Raw genomic sequence first — 21264 nt, forward strand, 5'->3', positions numbered from 1 at the left:
GGCCGAGCGGAAGATGACCATCGTCACTATCGGAGTGTGGAGCGGCGTGGTGCAGTTGGAGAAAGAATCGTGCGGCCCTGCACCGCACGTCGCGCGCGTTTCATCGTACGCCCCACGTGCGATGAAGTCAGCCGTCCCGGCCCGATTCGCCAGCCCCGAGAAGTCGGGGCGGCTGACACAAATTTGCGCCCAAGCTTACTGGGCAAAGCGTTTTCGAGCGAAGTGGACGCCGGTTCGAATGAAGAAAACGCATCATCTAAAATTTAGAGCTGACGGCGGCGAATGGTCTGGGCGAGCTCGACAAAGCTTTCGGCAATGCCGACGCCGGTCTTGGCACTGACCGGTTTGACGCTCGACTTGGCGAGCTCGGCAATCGCGCCGGCGCTGCCGGCAGCCTCCGGCAGGTCGATCTTGTTGAGCAGCGCCCGGTAGGGCCGGCCCGGGAAGCGCTCCTCGAAACCGCGGACCAGCTCGACCATGCGGGTCACGGTCTGCGGCCGCGTGACATCGGACACGATGATGGCGGCGGATGCGCCGGTGACATAGACGGTGTCGAAAATCTGCGTGCCGAAATCGCCGTCGGTGTCCCACAGCACGAGGCGCATCGGATCGCTGCCGTCCGCCGGCACCACGTCATAGCTCAGGATCTCGACGCCCAGCGTCGATTTGTACTGCCCCTCGAACCGGTTGTAGATCAGCCGATAGAGGATCGAGGTCTTGCCGACCCCCATATCGCCGAGCAGCATGACTTTTGCGGTGAGCATCAGCGGGCCACTTCGCCTCGGTAGACCGTCTCGAACGCCACGCGGCGGTTGCCGCCGGCGGTGGCGTCGAGCCGGTCGGTGATCGGCATCGTCGCGGCGCGCGAGACCAAAATCAGCCGCGACGGGTCGACCCCGAGTGCGGTCAGCTTGCGCTGCACCTGCTCCGCCCGCTTGCGCCCCAGCGTCTTGTTGGTGCCTTCGGTGCCGCTCTGATCGGCGTAGCCGACGATCCGCAGCCTGAGATCATTGTTCGTCAGCAGCCCGGCGAGTTCGCGCAGCTGCTGATCGGCCTGGCCGTTGTCGAGGAATTCGTCTGAATTGTTGACGAAGAAGATCGCGGTCGAGGTGATGAAGCGGTCGAGCCGCGCCGCCGGACCGTCGGCGACGGATTGCAGCTTCGCGGCTTGCTCGGCCAATTTCGCGTATTGCTCGCCGAGCTTGTCATATTGCGCGGCCAGGGCGGCATATTTCTGGTCGCCAGACTTCGCCTGCGCGCCCATCGCCTCGCGCATCTGGTCGAGGCTCGCCTGCAGCCGGGTCAGGCTCTGCTGCAGGCCCGCAATGCCGGCCTGCGATGCCGCCGCCTGGTCCGGCGTGGACACCAGTCCGATGCGGTCGACGACCTTGTACGGCGCCGCGGCCGCAGCGAGCGCGTCGATCAACGGCGTGGTTTCCAACTGGCTCGGCTCGAGGCCCGAGACGGCGACGGTTCCGCTGCCGTGGTCGAAGTCGAGCCGCAGCGGGAAGGTGGCCAGCAAGGGCTGCTTCGCGGCGAGTTGCTCCAGCGCGGTGTGGGTCCGCCGCTCCAGCAGCGCGCGCGTCACCGACGTCGCGGCAAAATAGAGCAATAGCGCGGCCACAGCGGCGAGCACGGCAAACAGGATCACCTTGCCGCGCCGGCTCGCGATCCGCCGCGGTGTGTCGTCGGTCTCGATCGCGGCTGCGAGCGAGGCGAGCATCGGCCCGTCGCAACCCGCGCCGCGGTCGATGCGCTCGATCGCGTCGAAGAACAGCGAGTTGATCCTGGCATTGTCGGCGGGGCGCAGCGGCCCCAGGCACTCCGCCGCCAGGATGAAACGGGGCGAGGCGCGCAGCGCGAGCTGCCGTCCGCCGAAATCGAGCGTCTGCAGATTGCCTTCGCCGGCCAGCGCCTGCACGGAGAATTCGAGGATCGCCGCGACCATGGCACTGAGCAGGTCGGCGCGCTCGTCGACGGTCGCCTCGCGCTTCCAGTCGGCGATCAGGCGGCCGTTGCCGCGTTCGATGATCAGGAGCCGGTTGATCTGCGGCGGGCTATCGGCGAGCACGAACTCGCTGATCGGTCGTCCCGTCACCAGCGACTTGACCCGCCCGACCCACAATTGCGCCGAGGTCAGCGCATTGATGCGCTGCTCGAGCGAGGCAACCAGTTCCCGGAACGCATTCGCCACCGCGGCGCTGACCAGCCGGCCGACGATCGGATACAGCGCCTCGATCATCTGCTCGCGCGAATTCTTGATCTCGCTGCGGATCGCGGAGACTACGACCGGCGCAATCGCGGTGGCGAGCTCGCGCGGCCGGTTGACCTCGGCGCGCTCCAGCGCCTCGACCAGAATGCCGGCGGTGGCCGTCTCCAGGCGATCGGCGTTGCCGACATAGCGCTGCAGCGAGTCGAGGTCGGCCTCCAGCGACGTCAGACGCGTCGCCTCGGGCTGAAACAGCAATGTCTTGAGCTGCTCGATCTCGCGATTCTGGCCGGCAGCAGCTGCCATGCTATTTGCCCGTGCGGCCGGATCCCAATCCGCTGATCGCAGCGCCGAGCTGGGTGATGGCCGCACCGACATCCTTCAGCGAGTCGAGGCGCTTCTGCTCGGTATCGCGTTCGAGGTCGGAGAGCCGCGCCTGCAGCGCGGTGAGCTCGTTGGTGAAGTCCGCCTGCATCTGCTTCAGCGAGGCCTGCATCTCCTCGCGCAGACCCGAGAGGTTGGTCTCGAGCGAACGTTGCGCGCCGCCGAACAGGAGATCGCGGACCTGATCGATCGCCGCCATGCCATGCGCCGCGGCGTCCGTGCCGTTGCCGGCCGCCGCGCTTGCCAGTCCATCCGTATCCTTGGTCTGGCGCTCGATACCCTTCATGGTCATTCCCTGTTTAGTCAAAGCCGCGCAATCCGGACCTGCCGTGTCAAAAAGCAAATCCGAAACAAACCTATAGCCAATTTTGTCGGCGCGGCCCAGAGAAAGGCGAGCAATCTCAGCCGGATCAACCGCGCGGTGTGCGATTGAGGGCAGTTATTTCTAGTAAGTTATTGCCTTTATTGCGAGTTCCGTACGGTTCTTGACCTGGCATTTCTCCAGGATGGTGCTGACATAGTTCTTCACCGTGCCCTCGGCCAAATGCAGCCGCTCGCCGATCTCGGTATTGCTCTTGCCCTCGACGATCAGCGTGAGAATTTCATTCTCCCGCGCCGTCAGCCCGTCGCGAACCGGCAGCTTCGCCGAGACGCGCGGACCGCGCAGCCGCTTGAACTCGTCGAGGATGCGGGCGGCGACGCTGGGCGACAGCCCGGACTGGCCGTTGATTACCGCGCGGATGGTCGAAGCGATCTCCTCCATCCTGGCGTCCTTGAGGAGATACGCCTTGGCGCCGGCGCTGACCGCCTCAAAAATCAGATCGTTGGTCTCGAATGTCGTCAGCACCACGATATGGGTCTGCGGCAGCTCGCGCAGGATCCGCTGGGTCGCTGCGATACCGTCGACACGCGGCATCTGCAGGTCCATCAGGATGACGTCCGGCCGATAGCGCCGCGCGAATTCGATGGCCTGCTCGCCGTCGGACGCACCGGGAAGGATCTCGAAATCGTCGTTCTGCTGGGCAAGCAGTGTCGCGATACCTTCCCTGATCAGGGTCTGATCCTCCGCGATCAGCACCCGCACCTTCTCAATTCTGCTCACGGGCTTCCGTTATCCTCTCGAAGGTCTTGAATTAGCGGCAACGACATCAATCGGCCAGCAGGCCGCCAGACGCTGCCGGCGGCATCGCCACGGGGAGCGATATCCGGACCAGCGTGCCCTGTCCGGGCGCGCTCTCCACCGCGCAGCTTCCGCCGACGAGTTCAGCAAATTCGGTCATCCCGATCAATCCGAAATGTCCGGGAGTGGGCACCGCGAGATCGAAGCCGCGGCCGTCGTCGCGGATCTCGACAACGAGCTTGCGGCCGACCGCGGCCGGCGCTTCGAAGGCGTGAAAGGAGACACGGCGTGCCTGCGCATGTGCCTGAACATTGCGCAACGCCTCGCTGAGGATCCGTTGAACCGTCAAGCCGCAATCGCGCAAGCCGGGACGCGCCTCTTCGTCGATCTGGATCGACACCCTGACGCCGCTACGCGCGGCGAAGTCGCTGAGCAGTCCCTCGACATCGGGATCGAGCTTCAAATCGTCGGGCGTGCGCAGGCGATCGATGGCCTCGCGGGCGCGCGAGAGGCCGCTCGCTGCGGCGTCTTCGGCGGTCGCAAGGCTGTCCGCCACGCGCGCGGGGTCGGCCGAAAGATAATGCCTGATCAGCCGGATCTGGGTCAGCAGCGCCACGATCGAATGCACCAGCGTATCGTGCAGGTCGCGCGCCAGCCGCAACCGCGTCCGCGCCAGCGAGGCAAAGCGTACTTCCGCGCTCGCCGCCTCGAGCTGCTGCTCCATCAGGCGGCGGGCCCGGCGCTCGCTGCCGAGCAGCGTTTCGACCTGACGTCCCGCGAAGTCCGGCATGGCGATGACGAAGTAATGCGACTGTGCGTCATTCCACAGCACGACCGCCGTCATCGGCAGCGCGATGTCAGGCGAGGCACCGCGGACGCCGGCCAGTGCGATCATGTCCCGCTGTCCTGCGGCCAGCGCCGCCAGCTCGGCCTCCATGCCGACCAGCAGCATGCATTCGCAACAATCGACGCCGATTGCGGGAAGCCATTCGACCAGCCGCCCGATCTTCCGCTGCATGCTTCGGTCGGCACCGATGACGGCGAGACCGATGACGTCGGCTCCTGCGGCCGCAAGCAAATCCGCGCTCAGATCGATCATGCGTTGCCCATCAACTCAGCGAGCAGCCCACTCTGGCGTAAGCCGGCAGCGGCCGCAAACGAATATGACTTTCGTCACAACTGATCCTGACTTTCGTCAGATGCCACTGCTGCTCGAAATGCGGTTCTGTCTTACGAATGAGCAACAGCGCAAGCCATGATGTGCCACATGCCGGCGTCCATGGCGATGCCGGCCGGGCGCCGGGCCTCGCGGAAGGTCGCGCCAGTCGGCCGGAGTGTGAGCTGACAATGAAGGCCGCGCCACGGAAATCGTTGGGTATCGAGCTCATGTTGGCGGAAGCGGAAAAGCCTGCGCGGCGCCGGCGCCTGAGCGCGACCCAGAAGCTGGCGTTGCAGGAAGCGCTGGTCGGCCGCCTGCAGCTCTATCCGCGCGGATATGCCGCGAGCAAGACCGGACCGTTCCACTCGCGGCGTGCCATCCTCGGACTGGTGCGCGCCGGCCTGATGAGCCTCAGCGCGACCGCGCGCTATGCGGCCGTGACCCGGCGCGCACGGGACATGTACGCGGCGCCGGCGACCAGCGAGAGCGAGTAATCGCACCTCATCGGGGTATTACGCATCTTCGGCCGACGCTTAGTCCGGCAGGGGCGCGCCCCAGCTTGCCGTCACGTTGCCGCCGAGCCGCGGATTGTTCAAAGGCCTTCTCGAGCGGAGAATCGGCGGCAGGTCCAGACTGCGAAACCGGGCGTAATACGGCTCCATCCAGGCAAGGTCTCCCTGAAACGTCCAGGGGAAGAGCTGCTGCGGAACGTTGGTGAGAGCGCCGAAGCTGCGCTCGTCCTGCACCGCGCGAACGATCAGGTCGGCGAGCCGACGGATCGCTCCGTTGTTCTCCGCATAGAGGTCGATCTTCCGGCGGCTGGCGAGTTCGGCGCAGAACACCAGCGGGGTCAGCGCAAAATTGTGGTAGTGCAGCGCGCGCTCGCCGCGCTTCAACTCGCGCTCCAATTCGCCGTGGGCCCCGATGTCCCTGATGCCCTGGCGCGCCCGGGAAATGCCGGCATCGACCAGATCGCCTCGATCCGTCAGGGTGCCGATCGACATCAGATCGAGCCCGGCCCAATAGACCAGATTGTTGCCGAGGTGGTTGATGCGATCGGCATCGCGCGTTTCCTCGGCAATCCGGATCAGCCACGGCTTGATCTGCGGGAATCGATGATCCGCCTTGGTGGACGGGCCGGGGAAGCGCAGCAACGCGAGCGCGAAATCGGTCCCGGCCCAGGAGCGTTCGAAATCGCCCCGATAATTCGCCCCGATCGTCAGCAGTGCACCTCCCCTCGCCCAGCCTGCGAGCAAGTCCATGACGCAATCCAGGTCGCGTTCATCGGCGGCCTTGTTGACCTCAGCAATGAACGCATGCAGCGGCTTGATGGCTTCCGCGTAACCGCCTGCATTCTGGTAGAAGCCCGGCGGATCGATCGATGTCAGCGCCGGTGGCGCCTCACAGGTCCGGGCCGCTGCCGGCTGTGCGAGGCAAGCGAACACGATCGACACGCCGATCGTCGCGAAACGAACATCAAGCTTCATTCCAAACAACTCCGCGAGCCACCGCGGGGACGAGACGCCACGTTATGAGCGCAAGCGCAGTCATCGACAACCGCGCGCACGAGGACAATAAAATCTAATGTGATGCGCTCCGGAGCCGAGTTCAGGCGCCGTTCAGATTTTGAAGCATCGTCCAACAATGCTCTGCGGCCGTGCGGACGATCACGGGAATATGACGATAATCTACGAAGACAATCTTTACAGTTTACCTTCATGTCTGCTAGCCTCACCGACATGAACAATGCAGCGGCCCGTACCGGCTCCGCGCGCACATCCGCGCTCGCCGAAGACCTTCGCCTGTTGATCGGAACGCTGAAGCGACGTCTGCGCGAGCAGGGTCAGCGTGACGATCTTCCGCCGTCCCAGGTCGCGGTGCTGCTGCGGCTCGAGAAGGACGGTCCCGCGACCGTGTCCAGCCTGGCGCGGTCGGAAGGCATGCGCCCGCAGTCGATGAGCTCGGCGATAGCGGCGCTCGGGGCCGCGGGCCTGGTCCGCGGCGCGCCCGATCCGGACGACGGCCGCCAGACCATCATGTCGCTCACCGATAGCTGCCGCGAGCGGCTGCGCACCGGCCGGGCCGCGCGGCAGGACTGGCTGTCGCGCACCATCGCCGCGCGGCTGTCGGCGCGGGAACAGGATGAACTCGCCGCCGCCGTCGGCCTGCTGAAACGGCTGGTCGCGGATTGACGCCGGCCGCGCCGCGCCGACCGCGAGAAACATTCGGCTGAAGGAGACGATGATGGCTCTGACGACGCTCGATCCGATCACCGCCCTCATTGTCGTCGACCTGCAATCAGGGCTCGTCGACGCGCCCTTTGTCCATCCGTTCGGAGACGTCGTGGCGCGCGCCTGCGCCCTCATCAATGCGTTTCGGCGGCGTCGATTGCCGATCGCGCTGGTCAATGTCGACGGCACGGCGCCTGGACGAACCGAGCGGCCACGCCACAGTGGACCATTTCCCGACGGCTGGACCGACCTGATTCCGGAGCTCGACCGGCAGCCGGGCGACATCGTCGTGACCAAGCGGACATGGGGCGCGTTCGCCAGCACCGATCTCGAGAAACAGCTGCGCGCCCGCGGCGTCACACATGTCGTGGTCGCCGGCGTTGCGACCGGCACCGGCGTCGAATCCACGGCACGGCAGGCCTATGAGGCCGGCTTCAACGTCACGCTCGCGATCGACGCCATGACCGATGCGCGGCCCAACGCGCATGACTACAGCATCGAACAGGTATTCCCGCGGCTCGGCGAAACCGGCTCGACGCAGGCCATCATCGATCTGCTTGAAAGGACCAACGCGCATGAACTGGCTTGACCTCGTCGCCTACTTCTTCGGCGGCGCCTTTCTCACCAACGCGATCCCCCACGTCGTCGCCGGCATGATGGGCGAGCCGTTCCAGAGCCCGTTCGCGAGGCCGCCGGGCGAGGGCCTGTCGTCATCGACCGTCAACATCGTGTGGGGCTTCTTCAACCTCGCTGTCGGATATCTGCTGGTTTGCCGCGTCGGCGACTTCGGCTTGAGAACCACCAGCGACGTCGCAGCACTCGGTCTCGGCGGCCTCCTGATCGGCCTGTTCCTGGCGCGGCGGTTCGGACGGTTTCACGGCGGGAATGAACCACAGAGAACATGAGACGCGTCTTTCGATCGCTCGCAAGCTTCAACTACCGGGTCTGGGCGGCCGGCGCGCTGGTGTCCAACATCGGCACCTGGATGCAGCGCGCCGCCCAGGACTGGCTCGTTCTCACCCAGCTGACGCAGCACAGCGCATCCGCCGTCGGCATCGTGATGGCGCTGCAATTCGGGCCACAGCTATTATTGATGCCGTGGAGCGGCTTTGCCGCCGATCATTTCAACCAGCGCAAGCTGCTGATGGCGACCCAGGCGACGATGGGCGCGCTCGCGCTGGCCCTCGGGATTCTCACCGTCACCGGACTGGTGCAGCTCTGGCACGTCTATGTATTCGCATTCCTGTTCGGCTGCGCGGCAGCGCTCGATGCGCCGGTGCGCCAGACCTTCGTGGCCGAGCTGGTCAGCGACACCAACCTGTCGAACGCGATCGCGTTGAACTCGACCTCGTTCAATGCCGCGCGGATGATCGGCCCCGCCGTCGCCGGCCTCATCATCGCCTCCGTCGGCACCGGCTGGGCGTTCCTGTTCAACGGCGCTTCGTTCCTGGCGGTGCTGACCTCGCTGACCCTGCTGCGCACTTCCGAGCTGCGCCCGAACGCGCGAGCCCATCCCACCAAGGGCAGCGTCATGCAGGGCTTCCACTATGTCTGGTCCCGCCCCGATCTCCGGGCGACGCTGATCATGCTGTTCCTGATCGGGACTTTCGGACTGAACTTTCCGATCTTCATCTCCACCATGGCGGTCGGCGTGTTCCATACCGATGCGCGGGGCTTCGGCCTGCTGTCGTCGGTGATGGCACTTGGGACGATGTCGGGCGCGCTGCTCGCTGCGAGCCGCGACCAGCCGCGGTTCTCTTCCCTGATGCTGGGATCAGCGATCTTCGGCCTCGGCTGCACGCTCGCCGCACTGGCGCCGAACTATTGGCTGTTCGCCGCCGCGCTGGTCGTGATCGGCGTCGCCGCGCTCACCGTCACCAACACCTCGAACGCGCTGATGCAGCTCTCGACCGAGCCGGCGATGCGCGGACGGGTGATGGCGCTGCGGCTCGGCGTGGCGCTGGGCGGCACGCCGATCGGCGCACCGATCGTCGGCTGGGTCGCCGACCACCTCGGCCCGCGCTGGGCACTCGGCGTCGGCGCCGCCGCAGGCTTTGCCGCCGCGATCGTGGCCCTCGGCATGCTGTCGCGGGCAACCGCCGAAGCCGGCTATGGCAGCGTGCCCCCGGCGGAGTGACCACACGCCCCTCCTTCGGCGGCGTGGCTGCGCCGCGGCTCAGACGAAGGCGCTCAATCCCGTGATCGACTTGCCGACGATCAGGGTGTTCATCTCGCGGGTGCCCTCGTAGGAATAGATCGCCTCGGCATCGGCCACGAAGCGGCCGATATGGTTCTCGAGCAGAATGCCGTTGCCGCCAAGCAGCTCGCGCGCATAGCCGACCGTCTCACGGCATTTGACGGTGCAGAACGCCTTCGCCAGCGAGGCGTGCTCGTCCAGCATCACGCCTTCGTCCTGCATCTGTCCGAGCCGCAGCATCATCGCCTGCGTCGCGGTGACGTTGCCGAGCATCCGAACCAGCAGATCCTGCACCAGCTGGAAGCCGCCGATCGGCCTGCCGAACTGCTGCCGCTCGGTCGCATAGCGCAGCGCGTGCTCATAGGCGCCCATCGCGCAGCCGACCGCGAACCAAGCCACCCCGGTGCGGGTCATGCGCAGCACTTTGGCGGTGTCCTTGAAGGAGTTGGCGTTCTGCAGGCGATCCGCCTCGGGCACGCGGCAGTCCTTCAGCGTGATCAGGCCGTTCTGCACCACGCGCAGCGCCATCTTGGTCTTGATCTTCTCGACCGAGAAACCGGGATTGTCCTTGCCAACGACAAAGCCCTTGACCTGGTTCGAGCCTTCCTCGCGCGCCCAGATCACGTTGATGTCCGCGAAAGTGGCGTTGCCGATCCACTTCTTCTGGCCGTTGAGGATCCAGACGTCGCCCTCGCGCCGGCAGGTGGTCAGCATCCCGCCCGAGGTCGCCGAGCCGACCAGCGGCTCCGTCAGACCAAACGAGCCGATCTTCTCGAAGCGCATCATCGCCGGCAGCCAGCGTTGCTTCTGCGCCTCGTCGCCGCACAGATAGATCGAGCCCGCCGAAAGCCCGGTGTGCACGCCCCAGAAGGTCGCGACCGAGGAATCGACCCGCGCCAGCTCCATCGCGACAAAGCCGTTCAGCAGCCAGCTGCCGCCGGCCGCGCCATAGCCCTGGTAGCCGACGCCGCCGATGCCGATTTCGGCCATCTTCGGGATGATCGCGAACGGAAATTCGTCGCGGCTCCAGAACTCCTCGATGACAGGCGCGACGACGCCCTCCGTAAACTCGCGCACGCGCCGCACCAGCGCGCGCTCCGTGTCGTTGAGGACGCTGGCAATCCCGTAAAAGTCGCCATTGATCAGCGGCGGCGCGTTGTCCGGCTTGGCCGACCGTGTCGCTTGCGCGTTAGCCATGGTGTCCTCCCTGATACATGGCGATGCTTCGCCCTCATGTCGCGTTCCCGACAGGACCCACGCCCTGCCGGGATTCGTCTCATCTTGACGTCAGGTCGACTTGTTCGGGCGGACGCTGGCGCGGAACTCCTCGAAATTCTCCTTCATCCGGTCCTGGATGATCTTCACCGCTTCCGTGGTCGACTGCCGCGCCGTCGACGCGCTGTCCTGCGCGCCCTTGACCGCGATGTCGAACACCTTCCGCGCAAATTCGGTTTGCAGAGCGAGGTTCTCATGAATCTTGCCGAGCGGCTTGTATTCGCGCGCCAAGGTCGAGGCCTCGCGCAAGCCCGCCTCAATCACCTCGCGCTGCTTCTCCGCCACCGATTGCGCGCCCTGGGCCGCAACCTTCGCGCTCTGGCCGAGCGCCTCGAGATTCTTCTTCTGCGCCTGCAGCAATTCGTCCACATTCAGCTTCGGCAAGCCGAGATCACTGCCGAACTTGCGCAGCATGTCGATGTAAGAGGTATTGTCGGTCACGATATCCTCCCTGGTTGCTGTGTCTAAGGCTTCTGTCGTCCGCCTCCGGACGTTGGAACGAGATCCCTGAAATAACTCGTCGTTCGCGAGAGCAGGGATGACGATGCGGCCTGACGGCTCTCGTCAGCCAGAAACGCTTCGATCAGGCCGGCGGTTTCCTTTGGCCGCGTCACCATGAACAGGTGTCCGTCGTCGATCAGGCGCAGCTCGGCGTTCGGGATCAGGCTCGCCATGATCTGACCGTTGACCGGAGGGACCAGCGGATCGTCACTCCCCATCAGGATCAGCGTCGGCTGCGGCAGCGACCAGAGCCAGGGCAGGCTGGTCCAGCCGGTCATTGCGAGCAGCTGATAGAGGTAACCCATGCTGCGCGCGCCGTGCATCGCGGCCGCATGCCGGCCGATCAAGGACGGATCGTCGCGAAACGCCCCGCCATAGATGTCGGCGGCGATCGTCTTCATGTAGCCCTTGTCGGTGTAGCGGCGCGGCGTCGCCATCTTCCACAGCACCGCCGGACTTGCCGGCACCATGGTGAAACCTGGCGCCGTCGCGGCGAGTACCAGGCGGCGGCAGCGCTTTGGAAACTGATGCGCGAATTGCTGCGCGATGCCACCGCCCCAGGACACGCCGGCGACATCGACCTCGGCAAAGCCCAGCTCCGCAACGAGCCCGGCGGCAAGCCGCGCCAGCGTCGACGGACGATAGGGCCACGCCGGCCGCGGCGATCCGCCGACGCCGGGCACGTCGAAGATGATGGCAGTGGTGCCGGTCAGCGCGTCGAGGAATGGCCGCGCCAGCTCCCAATTGGCGCCGATGCCGTTGAACAGCAACAGCGGCGGCCGACTGCCGTCGCCGTGCCGGATCGCGACCTGAAGCAACTGGCCATCGATCGTGATCTGCCGCGTCTCGATCGTGCCGCGCTGCGCAACCGCCGCCGGCCGAGCCTCGTCAGCGCTGGTGAGATCGTCAGTCAAAGACGTAAGTCCCCGGTGCCGCGCCAAGGGATGGATAGTGCGCGCTGCCGAGCGAGGCCGGTGCCGCCACCTCGTCGCCCGAGCGAGCCTGCAGCCAGTCGCGCCAATCGAGCCACCAACTGCCCTTGCGCTTCTCGGCCGTGGCCATGAACGCATCGGGCTTGTCCGCGGAGATCGGCCCGATCATGAAGGACGCCTTCGGATTGCTCGGCGGATTGAGCAGGCTTTGCAGATGCCCGCTGTTCGACAGCACGAAGGTGGTGCCCTCGCCCATGATCTGGGCGGTCTTGTAGACGCCCTTCCACGGCGTGATGTGGTCGGTCACCCCTGCGACCACGTAGCTGTCTGCCTTGACCTTGCTCATGTCGATGGTCTTGTCGTTGAGCGTCAGCTTGCCGGCGTTGACGAACGGGTTGGAGAAATAGAGATCGAGATAGTCGCCGTGCAGCGCCGCCGGCAGGCGGGTCGTGTCGGCGTTCCAATAGAGAATGTCGAACGCCGGCGGCTGGTTGCCGAGCAGATAGTTGTTGACCCAGTAGTTCCAGATCAGGTCGTTGGGCCGCATCCAGGCGAACATCCGCGCCAGGTCGTGGCCGTCGACAATGCCGCGCAGCTGCGAGGTCGCCTTGGCCGCGCGCATGGTCTCCGGCGTCATCAGGCAGCCGAACGTGCTCTCCTCGGCCGAGTTGGGATCGAGCAAGCAGACCGCCAGCACCAGGTTCTTGATCTTCTTCTCAGTTGCGCTGCCGAGCGTCGCGAAATAGGCCGTCGAGGTGATGCCGCCGGAGCAGGATCCCATCATCGAGATGTCCGCGCTGCCGGAAATCTCGCGCGCCGCGTCGACCGCCTCGTCGAGCGCGGCGACATAGGTATCCAGTCCCCAGCCGCGATGCGCCGCCGTCGGGTTGCGCCAGCTCACGGCAAAGACCTGGAAACCGCTCTCGAGCAGGAAGCGGACCATGCTCTTGTCCGGCGAGAGATCGAGCGCGTAATACTTGTTGATCTGCGGCGGCGTGATCAGAAGCGGCCGCTTCCTGACCGTCGCCGTCGTCGGGGTGTACTGGATCAACTCGATCAGCTCGTTGCGGAAGATGACTGCGCCCGGCGTGGTCGCGAGGTTCTCGCCGACCTTGAACGCGCTCATATCGACCATCGACGGCATGCCGCGATTCTGCGTCAGATCGCCGATATAGTTCTTCAGGCCGGACCACAGGCTCTGCCCACCGGTGTCGATGAACTTGCGGACTGCTGCCGGGTTGGTGAGCATCGTGTTGGTCGGCGCGACCGCATCGATCAGGATATCCGTGATCAGATGCGCGCGCTGCTTGTCGATGTCGCTGAGGCTGGTCTTGTCAACCAGGCCATTGACCGCCTCGCCCCACGCCAGATAGGCCTTGAGCAGCCCGGAGTGCAGCGAGCTCTCCTTCCAGGTCGGATCGGCAAACCGCTTGTCGCCGGCCTTCGGCGCGCGTTCGGACTTGCCGGTGGCGATCGAGCCGAGCTCGCCGACGAAGGACAGCCACTGCTCGGTTGCGACCTTCGGCTCGTTGATGACCGCCTTGAACAGGATGCCGGCACCCTCGACGAGGTCCTGGCCCTGGATACCGACCAGCGGATTGAGCGCCAGCGTATTCCTGGACGCCGCCTCGGACATGTCGGACGCCGAGGACTCCGGGCTGCGATTTTCCGTGCTCATTGCTTTGCTCCCGCCGCGGGGATCAGAAGGGCCAGCGTTTCGGCGATCAGCGCCGGCTTCTCGGAGCCTTCGACCTCCAGCGTGTTCAGGGTCTTCATGATCACCTGGCCGCCGTCCCGCGGCTCGATGCCGGACAGCACGACCCGCAGCCGCACCCGCGCGCCTGATGGCACCGGCGCCAGGAAGCGGACCTTGTCGACCCCGTAGTTCAACCCGGCGGCGGCATCGCGCGGGATGATGCCGACCTGCATCGCCAGCGGCGCCACCATCGCGAGCGTCAGATAGCCATGCGCGATCGGGCCGCGGAACGGGCTCTCCCGCTTCGCGCGTTCGACATCGACGTGAATCCATTGATGATCGCCGGTGCAGGACGCAAAATTATCGATGCGCTGCTGATCGATCGCGACCCAATCGGAAAGTCCGAGCTCCTTGCCGACGTGTTCGCCGAGACCAGCCAAAGTGAGGTTGCTCATGATGCCGTCCTTCTCGATCCGTTCCTGGCTGTGTTGAGCCGTCACATGTCGCCGTACAGCTCGCGCAGCTCCTTCTTGTTGATCTTGCCGACGCTGGTCTTGGGAATGCGTTCGATGAACAGGATCTTGCCGGGGATGCCGTATTTCGAGATCACGCCCTTGTCGGCGAACAGCTTGAGATGGTCCTTGATGGCCTCGTCGCTGAGGCCGTCGGCACCGGATGGCTTCTTGACCACGAGCGCGAGCGGCCGCTCGCCCCATTTCTCGTCCTTGACGCCGATCACCGCGGCCTCGGCCACGCCGGCGCATTGCGAGATCAGATCCTCGATCTGCAGCGAGGAGACCCATTCGCCGCCGGTCTTGATCACATCCTTGATGCGGTCAGTGATGTGGACGTAGCCGCCCGGGCTGACCACGGCGATATCGCTCGTATGCAGATAACCGCCTTCCCAGAGCTGCTCGGAGCCTTCGGGGTTATTGAAGTAACCCTGGGTGAGCCAGGGCGCCCGCAGCACGATCTCGCCGGCGGACTTGCCGTCATGCGGCACGTCCTTCATGTCGGGATCGACGATGCGCAAATCGACCAGCGGGCCGGCCATGCCGGCGCGGGTACGGAATTCGACCTCGCCGTCAGGATCGCCGCTGAGATCCCTGGACTGGACATGGCAGACCGCGGCAAGCGGGCCGGTCTCCGACATGCCATAACCCGCGAAGATGTCGATGCCGGCCTCCATCGCCTGCTTGGCCAGCGCCTTCGGCAGCGCAGAGCCGCCGATCACCATCTTGAGGCCGTGGAGATCGGCCTTGGCCGCGGCGGCGGCGTTGAGCAGCATCTGCAGGATGGTGGGCACGCCGTGCGTGAAGGTGACGCCTTCGCTCTTGATCAGCTTGACCAGCATCGCCGGCTCGTAGCGGCCGGGATAGACCTGCTTGGTGCCGGCCAGCGTCGCCGACCACGGAAAGCCCCAGGCGTGAACGTGGAACATCGGCGTGATCGGCATGTAGACGTCGTCGCGCGAGAAGCGCCCCTGCGACCCGGCCATGCCGAACAGCGCAAGCCCGGCAATCGTGTGCAGCACGAGCTGACGGTGGCTGTAATAGACCCCCTTCGGCAGACCGGTCGTGCCGGTCGTGTAGAAGGTGGTGGCCTGGGTGTTCTCGTCGAAATCGGGAAAGTCGTAATCCGGCGAGGCTGCCGCAAGCAGGTTCTCATACTCGCCGATGAAGGACAGGCTGCCGGTCTGCGGCGATGGCTTGTCCGACATCACGATCATCCGCTTGACCTTGGGCAATTGCGCCTTGATGCCTTCAAGCAATCCGACGAACTCTTCATTGACGAGCAGCGTCGATGCGCCGGCATGATCGATCGTGTAGGCAATCTGCTCCGGCGACAGGCGGACATTCACCGTCTGCAGCACGGCCCCCATCATCGGGATCGCGAAGAAGGCCTCGAGGAAGCGATGGCTATCCCATTCGAGCACGCCGACGGTGTCGCCGGGCTCGACACCAGCCTTGCTGAGCGCCGAGGCGAGCCGGCCGATCCGCTCTCTGGTCTGTCGATAGGTCTGACGCTTGAGATCGCGATAGACGATCTCCTGGTCCGGCGCCTGCACCCGCGGCGTGTGCCAAAGCTGCTTGAAGATCAGCGGATAATTATAGGCGGATTGGGCAGTCTGAATCAGCCTTCCAACCATGGAAGCCTCCCTCGACCTGGCGTGTCCTCCGACCGTTGCGTCCGCAATTCTGAAGCGAGCGGATCGCGCGGCCTGCCGTCCTCATGTCGCAACGGCCCGACCGTGTGACATTAGGACGAAGCCTCGCGTGATGCCCGAGATTTGTGAAGGTCCGAAACGGACATCGGCGGGGTCTCAACCGGACAAGCTGCTCTCATCCACGGCAGATGTCTTGACCGAAATTGCTCACTTACCGCCCTCGACGTCCTTATCGCCGGTCTACTTTTGCTGCCGCGCAGCAAAGGCGGACCCATTGATAAGTCTTGGGTTGTGGCGCGAACCGGCTATGTTCCAAGGCGTTGGCGTACTGCTTCCGGACCGAAGGAAAGGCTGGTTCACTTTGCAACCAACCATGCGACTGAAGAAGCCTTCGGGCTCCCGCAACGACATCCTGAGCGTGGGAAGCAGCGACAGGGTCTACGAGACGACCAAGCTTGGCGCCGTCTTCGACATGCTGGCCGGCGCCGGCGTCCCGGCCGACGCCATCCTGCGCGATACGAACATTCCGCTGGCCGACGTCCATTCACCGCAGGCGCGGATCTCGCTGACGCAGCTGATGACGGTCTGTCAAAACGCGTTGCGCCTGTCGACCGACCGTCATCTGCCCTACCGCATCGGCGCATCGATCCACATCTCGACCTACGGGATGTACGGCTACGCGTTGCTGTGCTGCCCGGACTTTCGCAAGGCGATGGAATTCGCGATGCGCTACCACGCGCTCGCCGCGCCGCTGGCGACGATCGAATTCACCGAGGACAAGGCCCATGCGAGATGGACCATCGAGCCCAATCTGCACGCACTGGCCGATTCCGCGCTCTACCGGTTCGTCGCCGAGATGCAGATCGGCATCCACATTTCGCTGATGCGCGACATCATGGGACCGGGCTTCGCTCCCTCTGAGATCACACTCGCCTATCCGCAGCCACAGGACTTCGACCTTCCGCTCGATCATGTCGGATGCCCGGTGCGCTTCGATCAGCCGGCCAACCAGATCGTCTTCAAGGCGCAGTTGCTGGACCGGAGAGCGGATCTCGGCAACAAGACGACATATCCGACTATCGTCGCCCTCTGCGACGATTTGCTCGGAGACTTGAGATTGCGGACCGGCGTGGCCGGAAAAATCCGCGCCATCCTGCTTGGCGACATCGCAAACCCGCCGACTTTCGAAGCGATCGCCAAACAGCTCGGCATGAACGATCGATCGTTGCGGCGCCAGCTTCGCCAGCAGGGTTTCTCCTTCCGGGGGCTGCACGACGAGTTGCGGACCCAGATCGCGCTCAGATATCTCCGCAGCACGACGCTGGCCAATGAAGATATCGCATTGGCGCTCGGCTTCAGCGATGCGGCAAACTTCAGGCGTGCGTTCCACCGCTGGACCAACAAGGCCCCAAGCGATATCCGCGGCGAATGATTGCAGACCGCGATCGCTCACCGCCTCGCTTGCGCGGACGACCGCGCTAATACGCGTAAGACGTCTTGCCCGGCTGCACGGTCAGCCGAAAGGCGACATCGGTCGAACCGTCCATCAGCTCGATCAACTGGTCACACACCAGGCATCGAAACTCGCCGGCGATGCCGCCCTTCGACGTCAATTCGATCCGGCGATAGCCGGCCTGGCAATGGGGGCATGTCACGTCAGATTTTCGCATGGAATCAGCAAACCGTTACTCTCTTCATTTTCCATATGCCCATCGTCAGAAATGTGACGGCGTCACGATCTGTGCGAAACAGAGGTCACTTCGCGTACATCAGCGATGACTGTAGACGGGTGCCGGCGGGCGATAGGGAAACGCCGAGACCCCGAAGTTACGGCCATATTGCTGCTGCACCGCCGGGACGTTGACCACACCCACCTTAAGATCCTGCGATTTCGCATCGATCGGCGGCGTGTTGGTTACGGGCGGATTGACCTGATCGACCTGCTTCCTCAACCGCTCGTTGATGCAGCCAAGCGAGCCCGCATCGCCGCAGCGCTCGGCGGGCGCGCCACCGCTACCTCTTGCCGCAGCCCGGCCGGTGCCGCCACTGGTGTCGCGGTTGAGGTTGAGCGCCGGCGGAGGTGTGCCGACGACAATTTCCGGCAGCGGCGTGCGCTGTTGCGTCTGCGTCTGCGCCTCCGCCTGCATCGCCGACAATCCGGCAACGGCAATCGCCAACATGATCGCTTTCATCGGTGCTGCTCCTTGCAGAACCACAACTGTTTCAAACGATAGGAAGCCAAGCACAGATATCAAGCGAAGATATCAAGGCAACGATGTGAATGAGGGCAGCGCGGCCTTGCTATTTCCCTCCCCGAGCCTGGGTCACAAGCGCGTTGAGCCGTGTGTTGAGCGCGACGAGATCGACGCGCCCGATGCGTCCGCCGCCGCCGAGGCATTTGCGGCCACATCCGCCGCCACCGCCGCCGGCTCGCCCCGGTTCACCGAAGGTCGCGACCGGTACGGTTCCCGTCACCCGAAAGCCGCGGGCAAACAGCCGGGCGCGCACCGCCACGCAATAATTCACCGACAGATAGGAGAAGCGGGTCTCGCCATGGCCTGCGCGGTACTTCATGACCGCGGTGCACAGGTCGCCGCCGGCAAGGCGCCATGCCTGCGCAAGATACATGACGCCGAAGTGAATGTTGTTTTCGGGAATCGCGAGTTCGGTGAGCGAACCGGAGAAGCCGAGCATGCGCGCCGTCGACGGCAGCAGCTGCATCAGCCCGATTTCACCGACGCCGCCGATCACGTCGGGATTGTAGCCGCTCTCCACACCCATCACCGCCTCGGCGATCTCGGGCGCGAGCCCGCTGCCCGCCGCCTCCTTCTCGATCAGCGCGCGATAGCGCATGCGCGCGTCCGACACCGCGGGCTGGCTTGTGGGCGAAGGCGGGAGTGTTTTCCCGCCGACGTCCTTCGCCGCATCTTTGGCCGGTACGGCCGGCTTTGCCGTGGCGTCGGCTGAAGGGTCTGCCGACTCGACGGCGGCAAAGCGCGTGCTGAATGACGAAGCCGGCGTCGCCTGCTCCGCGTGAGCGGTCTGCGCAAGACAAAGCGCGAGCACAAGACCGCCGGCTGCGATACAACCGCCCCGCCGACGCGCACGATCGGTCCGCTTCCGCCATCGGCTGAAGCAGCTCGCCTTCATCGTGGAGGCGCCGTCATTCATGGATCGCTTGCGGTCCTGATGCTCGCCCGTGCGCGCGGCCTACTGGATGGTGGGAACCGATCCCGCTTCCGCGGCGTGCTCATGCGCCGGCTGCTGGGCCGGCGCACCGGGCTGCGGAGCAGCAGCCGCCGCACCATTCCGGGCGACGATCTTCGGCAGCTCCTCGCGCAGATAGGCGATCAGCTCCTGAACCAGCCGGTCCCAGACTTCGATCTGCGCCCGCACAAAGTTCGGCGCCACGCCGCCGGCCACGGAGACATCGAGGCAGAACAGCAGGAACGGTTGGCTGAATTGCAGCCGCCCGAACCGCCGCGTCGTGTTCCAGCGATTGACGAGGTCGAGCGGCAGCTCGCCCTGCACCTGCAGCGTGGTGACCAGCGTGGCGTCGACGAAACTCTGCTCCTCGCCGACGAGCTGGTTTCCGGGCCGAATCTCGAAGCCGAGCCCCGCCGTCGCCGAGCGCAGATAGATCGTGTTGGCGACCGGATCGGTCAGCGTCTCGACGCGATAGCCGACATTCTGGAAGCTGTCGCGCAATCCGTCGATGGTGAGCTTGGTGATGATCTCGGACATCTTTATCTCCGTATTACTTTTTCGACGCGTCGAGCAGGCTCGACAGGGCAAGCTCGTTGAGGACGGGCGGATGCTGCTTCAGCAGCTCGGCGAGATAGGCCCGCCGCATCATGTTCGACCGCTCGGAGCGGATCTGCAGCACCAGCTGGTCGCGCACTTCGGGCAGGGTGCGGGTATAGGACGCCTTGGTGTCGATCAGCTTGATGATGTGCCAGCCGTCGTCGAGCTTGATCGGCTCGGACACGCTGTTCTTGGCGAGCCCCATCACCTGGTTGCGGATCTCCGGACGGATCTGGTTCTCGGCAACCCAGCCGAGGTCGCCGGCATCCTTGGCGGCGTTATTGTCGCCGCGCGCGATCGCTGCGAAGTCGGCTCCCGGCGCCTTCAGCTTGCGCTGCACGTCGTCGAGCTCCTGCTTCGCCTTGTCCTCGGCGGCCTTGTCGCCCTCCTTCGGAACGGCGACGAAGATCTGCGAGAGCTGGAATTGCCGCGGCATCAGGAACGCGGCGCGATTGGCCTCGTAGACCTTCTGCAGATCGTCCTCGCTCGGGAAATTGGCCGGCGGCGTCGACACCGATTGAAGGTAGAGCTCGACCACAGCGCCCTCGCGTGCCCGCTCGAGCTGCGCGGCGACGGCGGGTTGCTGATCCCACTTCTTCGCCACCGCCTCCTGCAGCACGAGACGGTTGGCGAGCAGCAGGCGGACCGCCTGGCTCAGCATGGCCGGGTCCTTGGCCAGCGCAGCTTGCTCGCGCGGAGCGAGTGCTGCGACATAGCTGCGGAGATCATCGGCCGAGATATTGGTCTCGCCGACCCGCGCGATGACATTCTCGGGCGCGGTGGGCTTCGGCGCGGCCGCGACCGGGGCCGGCGCGGGCGTGGCAGCGGCCTGCGCCTGAGCCGCAGGCTGTGGCTGCGGCTTCCTGACGGGAGCCTGCACCGTCCGCGGCGCGGGAGCCTGCGCTTGCGCCGAGGCATCGATCGGCGCAACGAAAGTCGCGACGACGGCGGCGAGACCGATCGACCGGAGCGGCTTCACAAGATGGACGGTCGTCATGGATTCACCTTCTGATCGAGGAACTTGTCCTGGCTTTCCTGCAGCTGATTCTGGATTTCGACGCGGCGCTGCTGAATCATCGGCTCGCGCGAGACCACGATCTCGCCGATGGTCAGGTCCTTGTAGCGCTGCACCATCTCCTTGCCGGCCTTGATCAGCTGGGTGTTCTTGGTAATGCAGCTCTTGGTGCTGGCCTTGTAGGCGGTGGCCTCACCTTCGAACTTGGCACGCTCCGCGTCCTTGGTGCGGGCAACGGTGGCCGCCTCCTCATAGGCCGACTTCCACTTCTCTAGCGTCTCGTCGCGTTCGGCGAGCCGTTGATTGAACTCGTCGACGGCGTCGCGATGTTCCTTGTCGGCTTTCTTCAGCTGCGCCTTGAGGTCGTCGACCTCCTTCTTGGCCGCCGCCTTTTCGCGATCGGCGTCGGCGACTTTGGCCTGCAGCGCCGTACGCTGGTCTTCCAGCGCACGGGTCTGCGCCGTCGCGCTGCGCAGGGCGTCGCGCAGGCGGTCGGTCTCGGACTGGGCGGATGCGGTGCCGGAGCTCAATGCTCCGATCACCATCATCAGGACGAAGAGTGCGATGCGCATGA

General features: G+C 65.0%; 24 protein-coding genes. 6 read left to right on the forward strand and 18 right to left on the reverse strand.

Annotated elements, in window-relative coordinates:
- Window positions 1–263 precede the first annotated feature (263 nt).
- The 5 genes from ACE10Z_RS40170 to ACE10Z_RS40190 form a co-directional block, all read right to left on the reverse strand.
- Entirely contained in the window at window positions 264–764 is a 501-nt protein-coding gene (locus tag ACE10Z_RS40170; protein WP_375785616.1) for a Rab family GTPase, read from the reverse strand.
- Complete coding sequence (locus ACE10Z_RS40175) at window positions 764–2515, reverse strand: OmpA family protein (RefSeq protein ID WP_375785617.1); 1752 nt, start codon at window positions 2513–2515, stop codon at window positions 764–766. The genes ACE10Z_RS40170 and ACE10Z_RS40175 overlap by 1 nt, the downstream gene beginning before the upstream one ends.
- Window position 2516: 1 nt before the next feature.
- Window positions 2517–2879 (reverse strand): hypothetical protein, encoded by a 363-nt coding sequence (locus tag ACE10Z_RS40180; protein WP_375785618.1) that lies wholly within the window; start codon window positions 2877–2879, stop codon window positions 2517–2519.
- A 159-nt stretch (window positions 2880–3038) separates the two neighbouring features.
- Window positions 3039–3695, reverse strand: coding sequence for a response regulator transcription factor (locus ACE10Z_RS40185; protein ID WP_050406118.1), 657 nt, complete (start codon window positions 3693–3695; stop codon window positions 3039–3041).
- 46 nt (window positions 3696–3741) lie between these two features.
- On the reverse strand, window positions 3742–4812 hold the full coding sequence (locus tag ACE10Z_RS40190; protein ID WP_375785619.1) for a sensor histidine kinase: 1071 nt from the start codon (window positions 4810–4812) through the stop codon (window positions 3742–3744).
- Window positions 4813–4949: 137 nt separating this feature from the next.
- Here ACE10Z_RS40190 and ACE10Z_RS40195 point away from each other — a divergent pair, with 137 nt between their 5' ends.
- On the forward strand, window positions 4950–5366 hold the full coding sequence (locus ACE10Z_RS40195) for a hypothetical protein (protein ID WP_375785620.1): 417 nt from the start codon (window positions 4950–4952) through the stop codon (window positions 5364–5366).
- A 39-nt stretch (window positions 5367–5405) separates the two neighbouring features.
- Here the strand turns inward: ACE10Z_RS40195 and ACE10Z_RS40200 are convergent, their stop codons facing one another.
- Window positions 5406–6359: an alginate lyase family protein gene (locus ACE10Z_RS40200; protein WP_375785621.1), complete on the reverse strand. Its 954-nt coding sequence runs from the start codon at window positions 6357–6359 to the stop codon at window positions 5406–5408.
- Window positions 6360–6611: 252 nt separating this feature from the next.
- Between ACE10Z_RS40200 and ACE10Z_RS40205 the strand changes: the two genes are divergently transcribed.
- Genes ACE10Z_RS40205 through ACE10Z_RS40220 form a run of 4 tightly spaced genes read left to right on the forward strand, consistent with a single transcriptional unit; the run spans window position 6612 to window position 9240 of the window.
- Entirely contained in the window at window positions 6612–7064 is a 453-nt protein-coding gene (locus ACE10Z_RS40205) for a MarR family winged helix-turn-helix transcriptional regulator (protein ID WP_375790040.1), read from the forward strand.
- 52 nt (window positions 7065–7116) lie between these two features.
- A complete protein-coding gene (locus ACE10Z_RS40210) occupies window positions 7117–7692 on the forward strand; it encodes an isochorismatase family protein (protein ID WP_375785622.1) in 576 nt (191 codons plus the stop codon).
- Window positions 7679–8008, forward strand: a complete 330-nt coding sequence (locus tag ACE10Z_RS40215; RefSeq protein ID WP_375785623.1) for a hypothetical protein — start codon at window positions 7679–7681, stop codon at window positions 8006–8008. Before ACE10Z_RS40210 ends, ACE10Z_RS40215 begins: the two co-directional genes overlap by 14 nt.
- On the forward strand, window positions 8005–9240 hold the full coding sequence (locus ACE10Z_RS40220; RefSeq protein WP_375785624.1) for an MFS transporter: 1236 nt from the start codon (window positions 8005–8007) through the stop codon (window positions 9238–9240). The genes ACE10Z_RS40215 and ACE10Z_RS40220 overlap by 4 nt, the downstream gene beginning before the upstream one ends.
- A 39-nt stretch (window positions 9241–9279) precedes the next feature.
- Here the strand turns inward: ACE10Z_RS40220 and ACE10Z_RS40225 are convergent, their stop codons facing one another.
- The 6 genes from ACE10Z_RS40225 to ACE10Z_RS40250 all read right to left on the reverse strand — a co-directional run bounded on the left by ACE10Z_RS40225 (window position 9280) and on the right by ACE10Z_RS40250 (window position 15853).
- Entirely contained in the window at window positions 9280–10497 is a 1218-nt protein-coding gene (locus ACE10Z_RS40225; RefSeq protein ID WP_375785625.1) for an acyl-CoA dehydrogenase family protein, read from the reverse strand.
- A gap of 90 nt (window positions 10498–10587) precedes the next feature.
- A complete protein-coding gene (locus tag ACE10Z_RS40230; RefSeq protein ID WP_375785626.1) occupies window positions 10588–11016 on the reverse strand; it encodes a phasin family protein in 429 nt (142 codons plus the stop codon).
- A gap of 23 nt (window positions 11017–11039) precedes the next feature.
- Window positions 11040–11990 carry a poly(3-hydroxyalkanoate) depolymerase gene (gene phaZ / locus ACE10Z_RS40235; protein ID WP_375785627.1) on the reverse strand — a complete coding sequence of 317 codons (951 nt, stop codon included), beginning with the start codon at window positions 11988–11990 and terminating at the stop codon, window positions 11040–11042.
- Window positions 11983–13686 (reverse strand): alpha/beta fold hydrolase, encoded by a 1704-nt coding sequence (locus ACE10Z_RS40240; protein ID WP_375785628.1) that lies wholly within the window; start codon window positions 13684–13686, stop codon window positions 11983–11985. Before ACE10Z_RS40240 ends, phaZ begins: the two co-directional genes overlap by 8 nt.
- Window positions 13683–14159, reverse strand: coding sequence for a MaoC family dehydratase (locus ACE10Z_RS40245; protein ID WP_375785629.1), 477 nt, complete (start codon window positions 14157–14159; stop codon window positions 13683–13685). Before ACE10Z_RS40245 ends, ACE10Z_RS40240 begins: the two co-directional genes overlap by 4 nt.
- A gap of 41 nt (window positions 14160–14200) precedes the next feature.
- Window positions 14201–15853, reverse strand: a complete 1653-nt coding sequence (locus ACE10Z_RS40250) for a fatty acid--CoA ligase (RefSeq protein ID WP_375785630.1) — start codon at window positions 15851–15853, stop codon at window positions 14201–14203.
- Here ACE10Z_RS40250 and ACE10Z_RS40255 point away from each other — a divergent pair.
- The gene (locus ACE10Z_RS40255) at window positions 15852–17303 is read left to right on the forward strand and encodes an AraC family transcriptional regulator (protein WP_375785631.1); all 1452 of its coding nucleotides are present in this window, start codon (window positions 15852–15854) and stop codon (window positions 17301–17303) included. The genes ACE10Z_RS40250 and ACE10Z_RS40255 overlap by 2 nt on opposite strands.
- A gap of 46 nt (window positions 17304–17349) precedes the next feature.
- Here ACE10Z_RS40255 and ACE10Z_RS40260 read toward each other — a convergent pair whose 3' ends face one another.
- The 6 genes from ACE10Z_RS40260 to ACE10Z_RS40285 form a co-directional block, all read right to left on the reverse strand.
- Complete coding sequence (locus ACE10Z_RS40260; RefSeq protein WP_224924689.1) at window positions 17350–17526, reverse strand: hypothetical protein; 177 nt, start codon at window positions 17524–17526, stop codon at window positions 17350–17352.
- A gap of 114 nt (window positions 17527–17640) precedes the next feature.
- Window positions 17641–18063 (reverse strand): hypothetical protein, encoded by a 423-nt coding sequence (locus ACE10Z_RS40265; RefSeq protein ID WP_375785632.1) that lies wholly within the window; start codon window positions 18061–18063, stop codon window positions 17641–17643.
- Between the two features lie 109 nt (window positions 18064–18172).
- Window positions 18173–18724 (reverse strand): lytic transglycosylase domain-containing protein, encoded by a 552-nt coding sequence (locus ACE10Z_RS40270; RefSeq protein WP_375785633.1) that lies wholly within the window; start codon window positions 18722–18724, stop codon window positions 18173–18175.
- Window positions 18725–19081: 357 nt separating this feature from the next.
- The gene (locus ACE10Z_RS40275; protein WP_375785634.1) at window positions 19082–19615 is read right to left on the reverse strand and encodes a YbjN domain-containing protein; all 534 of its coding nucleotides are present in this window, start codon (window positions 19613–19615) and stop codon (window positions 19082–19084) included.
- Between the two features lie 13 nt (window positions 19616–19628).
- Complete coding sequence (locus ACE10Z_RS40280) at window positions 19629–20672, reverse strand: peptidylprolyl isomerase (RefSeq protein ID WP_375785635.1); 1044 nt, start codon at window positions 20670–20672, stop codon at window positions 19629–19631.
- On the reverse strand, window positions 20669–21262 hold the full coding sequence (locus tag ACE10Z_RS40285) for a hypothetical protein (protein WP_375785636.1): 594 nt from the start codon (window positions 21260–21262) through the stop codon (window positions 20669–20671). The genes ACE10Z_RS40280 and ACE10Z_RS40285 overlap by 4 nt, the downstream gene beginning before the upstream one ends.
- Window positions 21263–21264: the final 2 nt, after the last annotated feature.

Origin of the sequence: Bradyrhizobium sp. Pha-3 (assembly GCF_042258615.1) — a bacterium.
GTDB lineage: Bacteria > Pseudomonadota > Alphaproteobacteria > Rhizobiales > Xanthobacteraceae > Bradyrhizobium.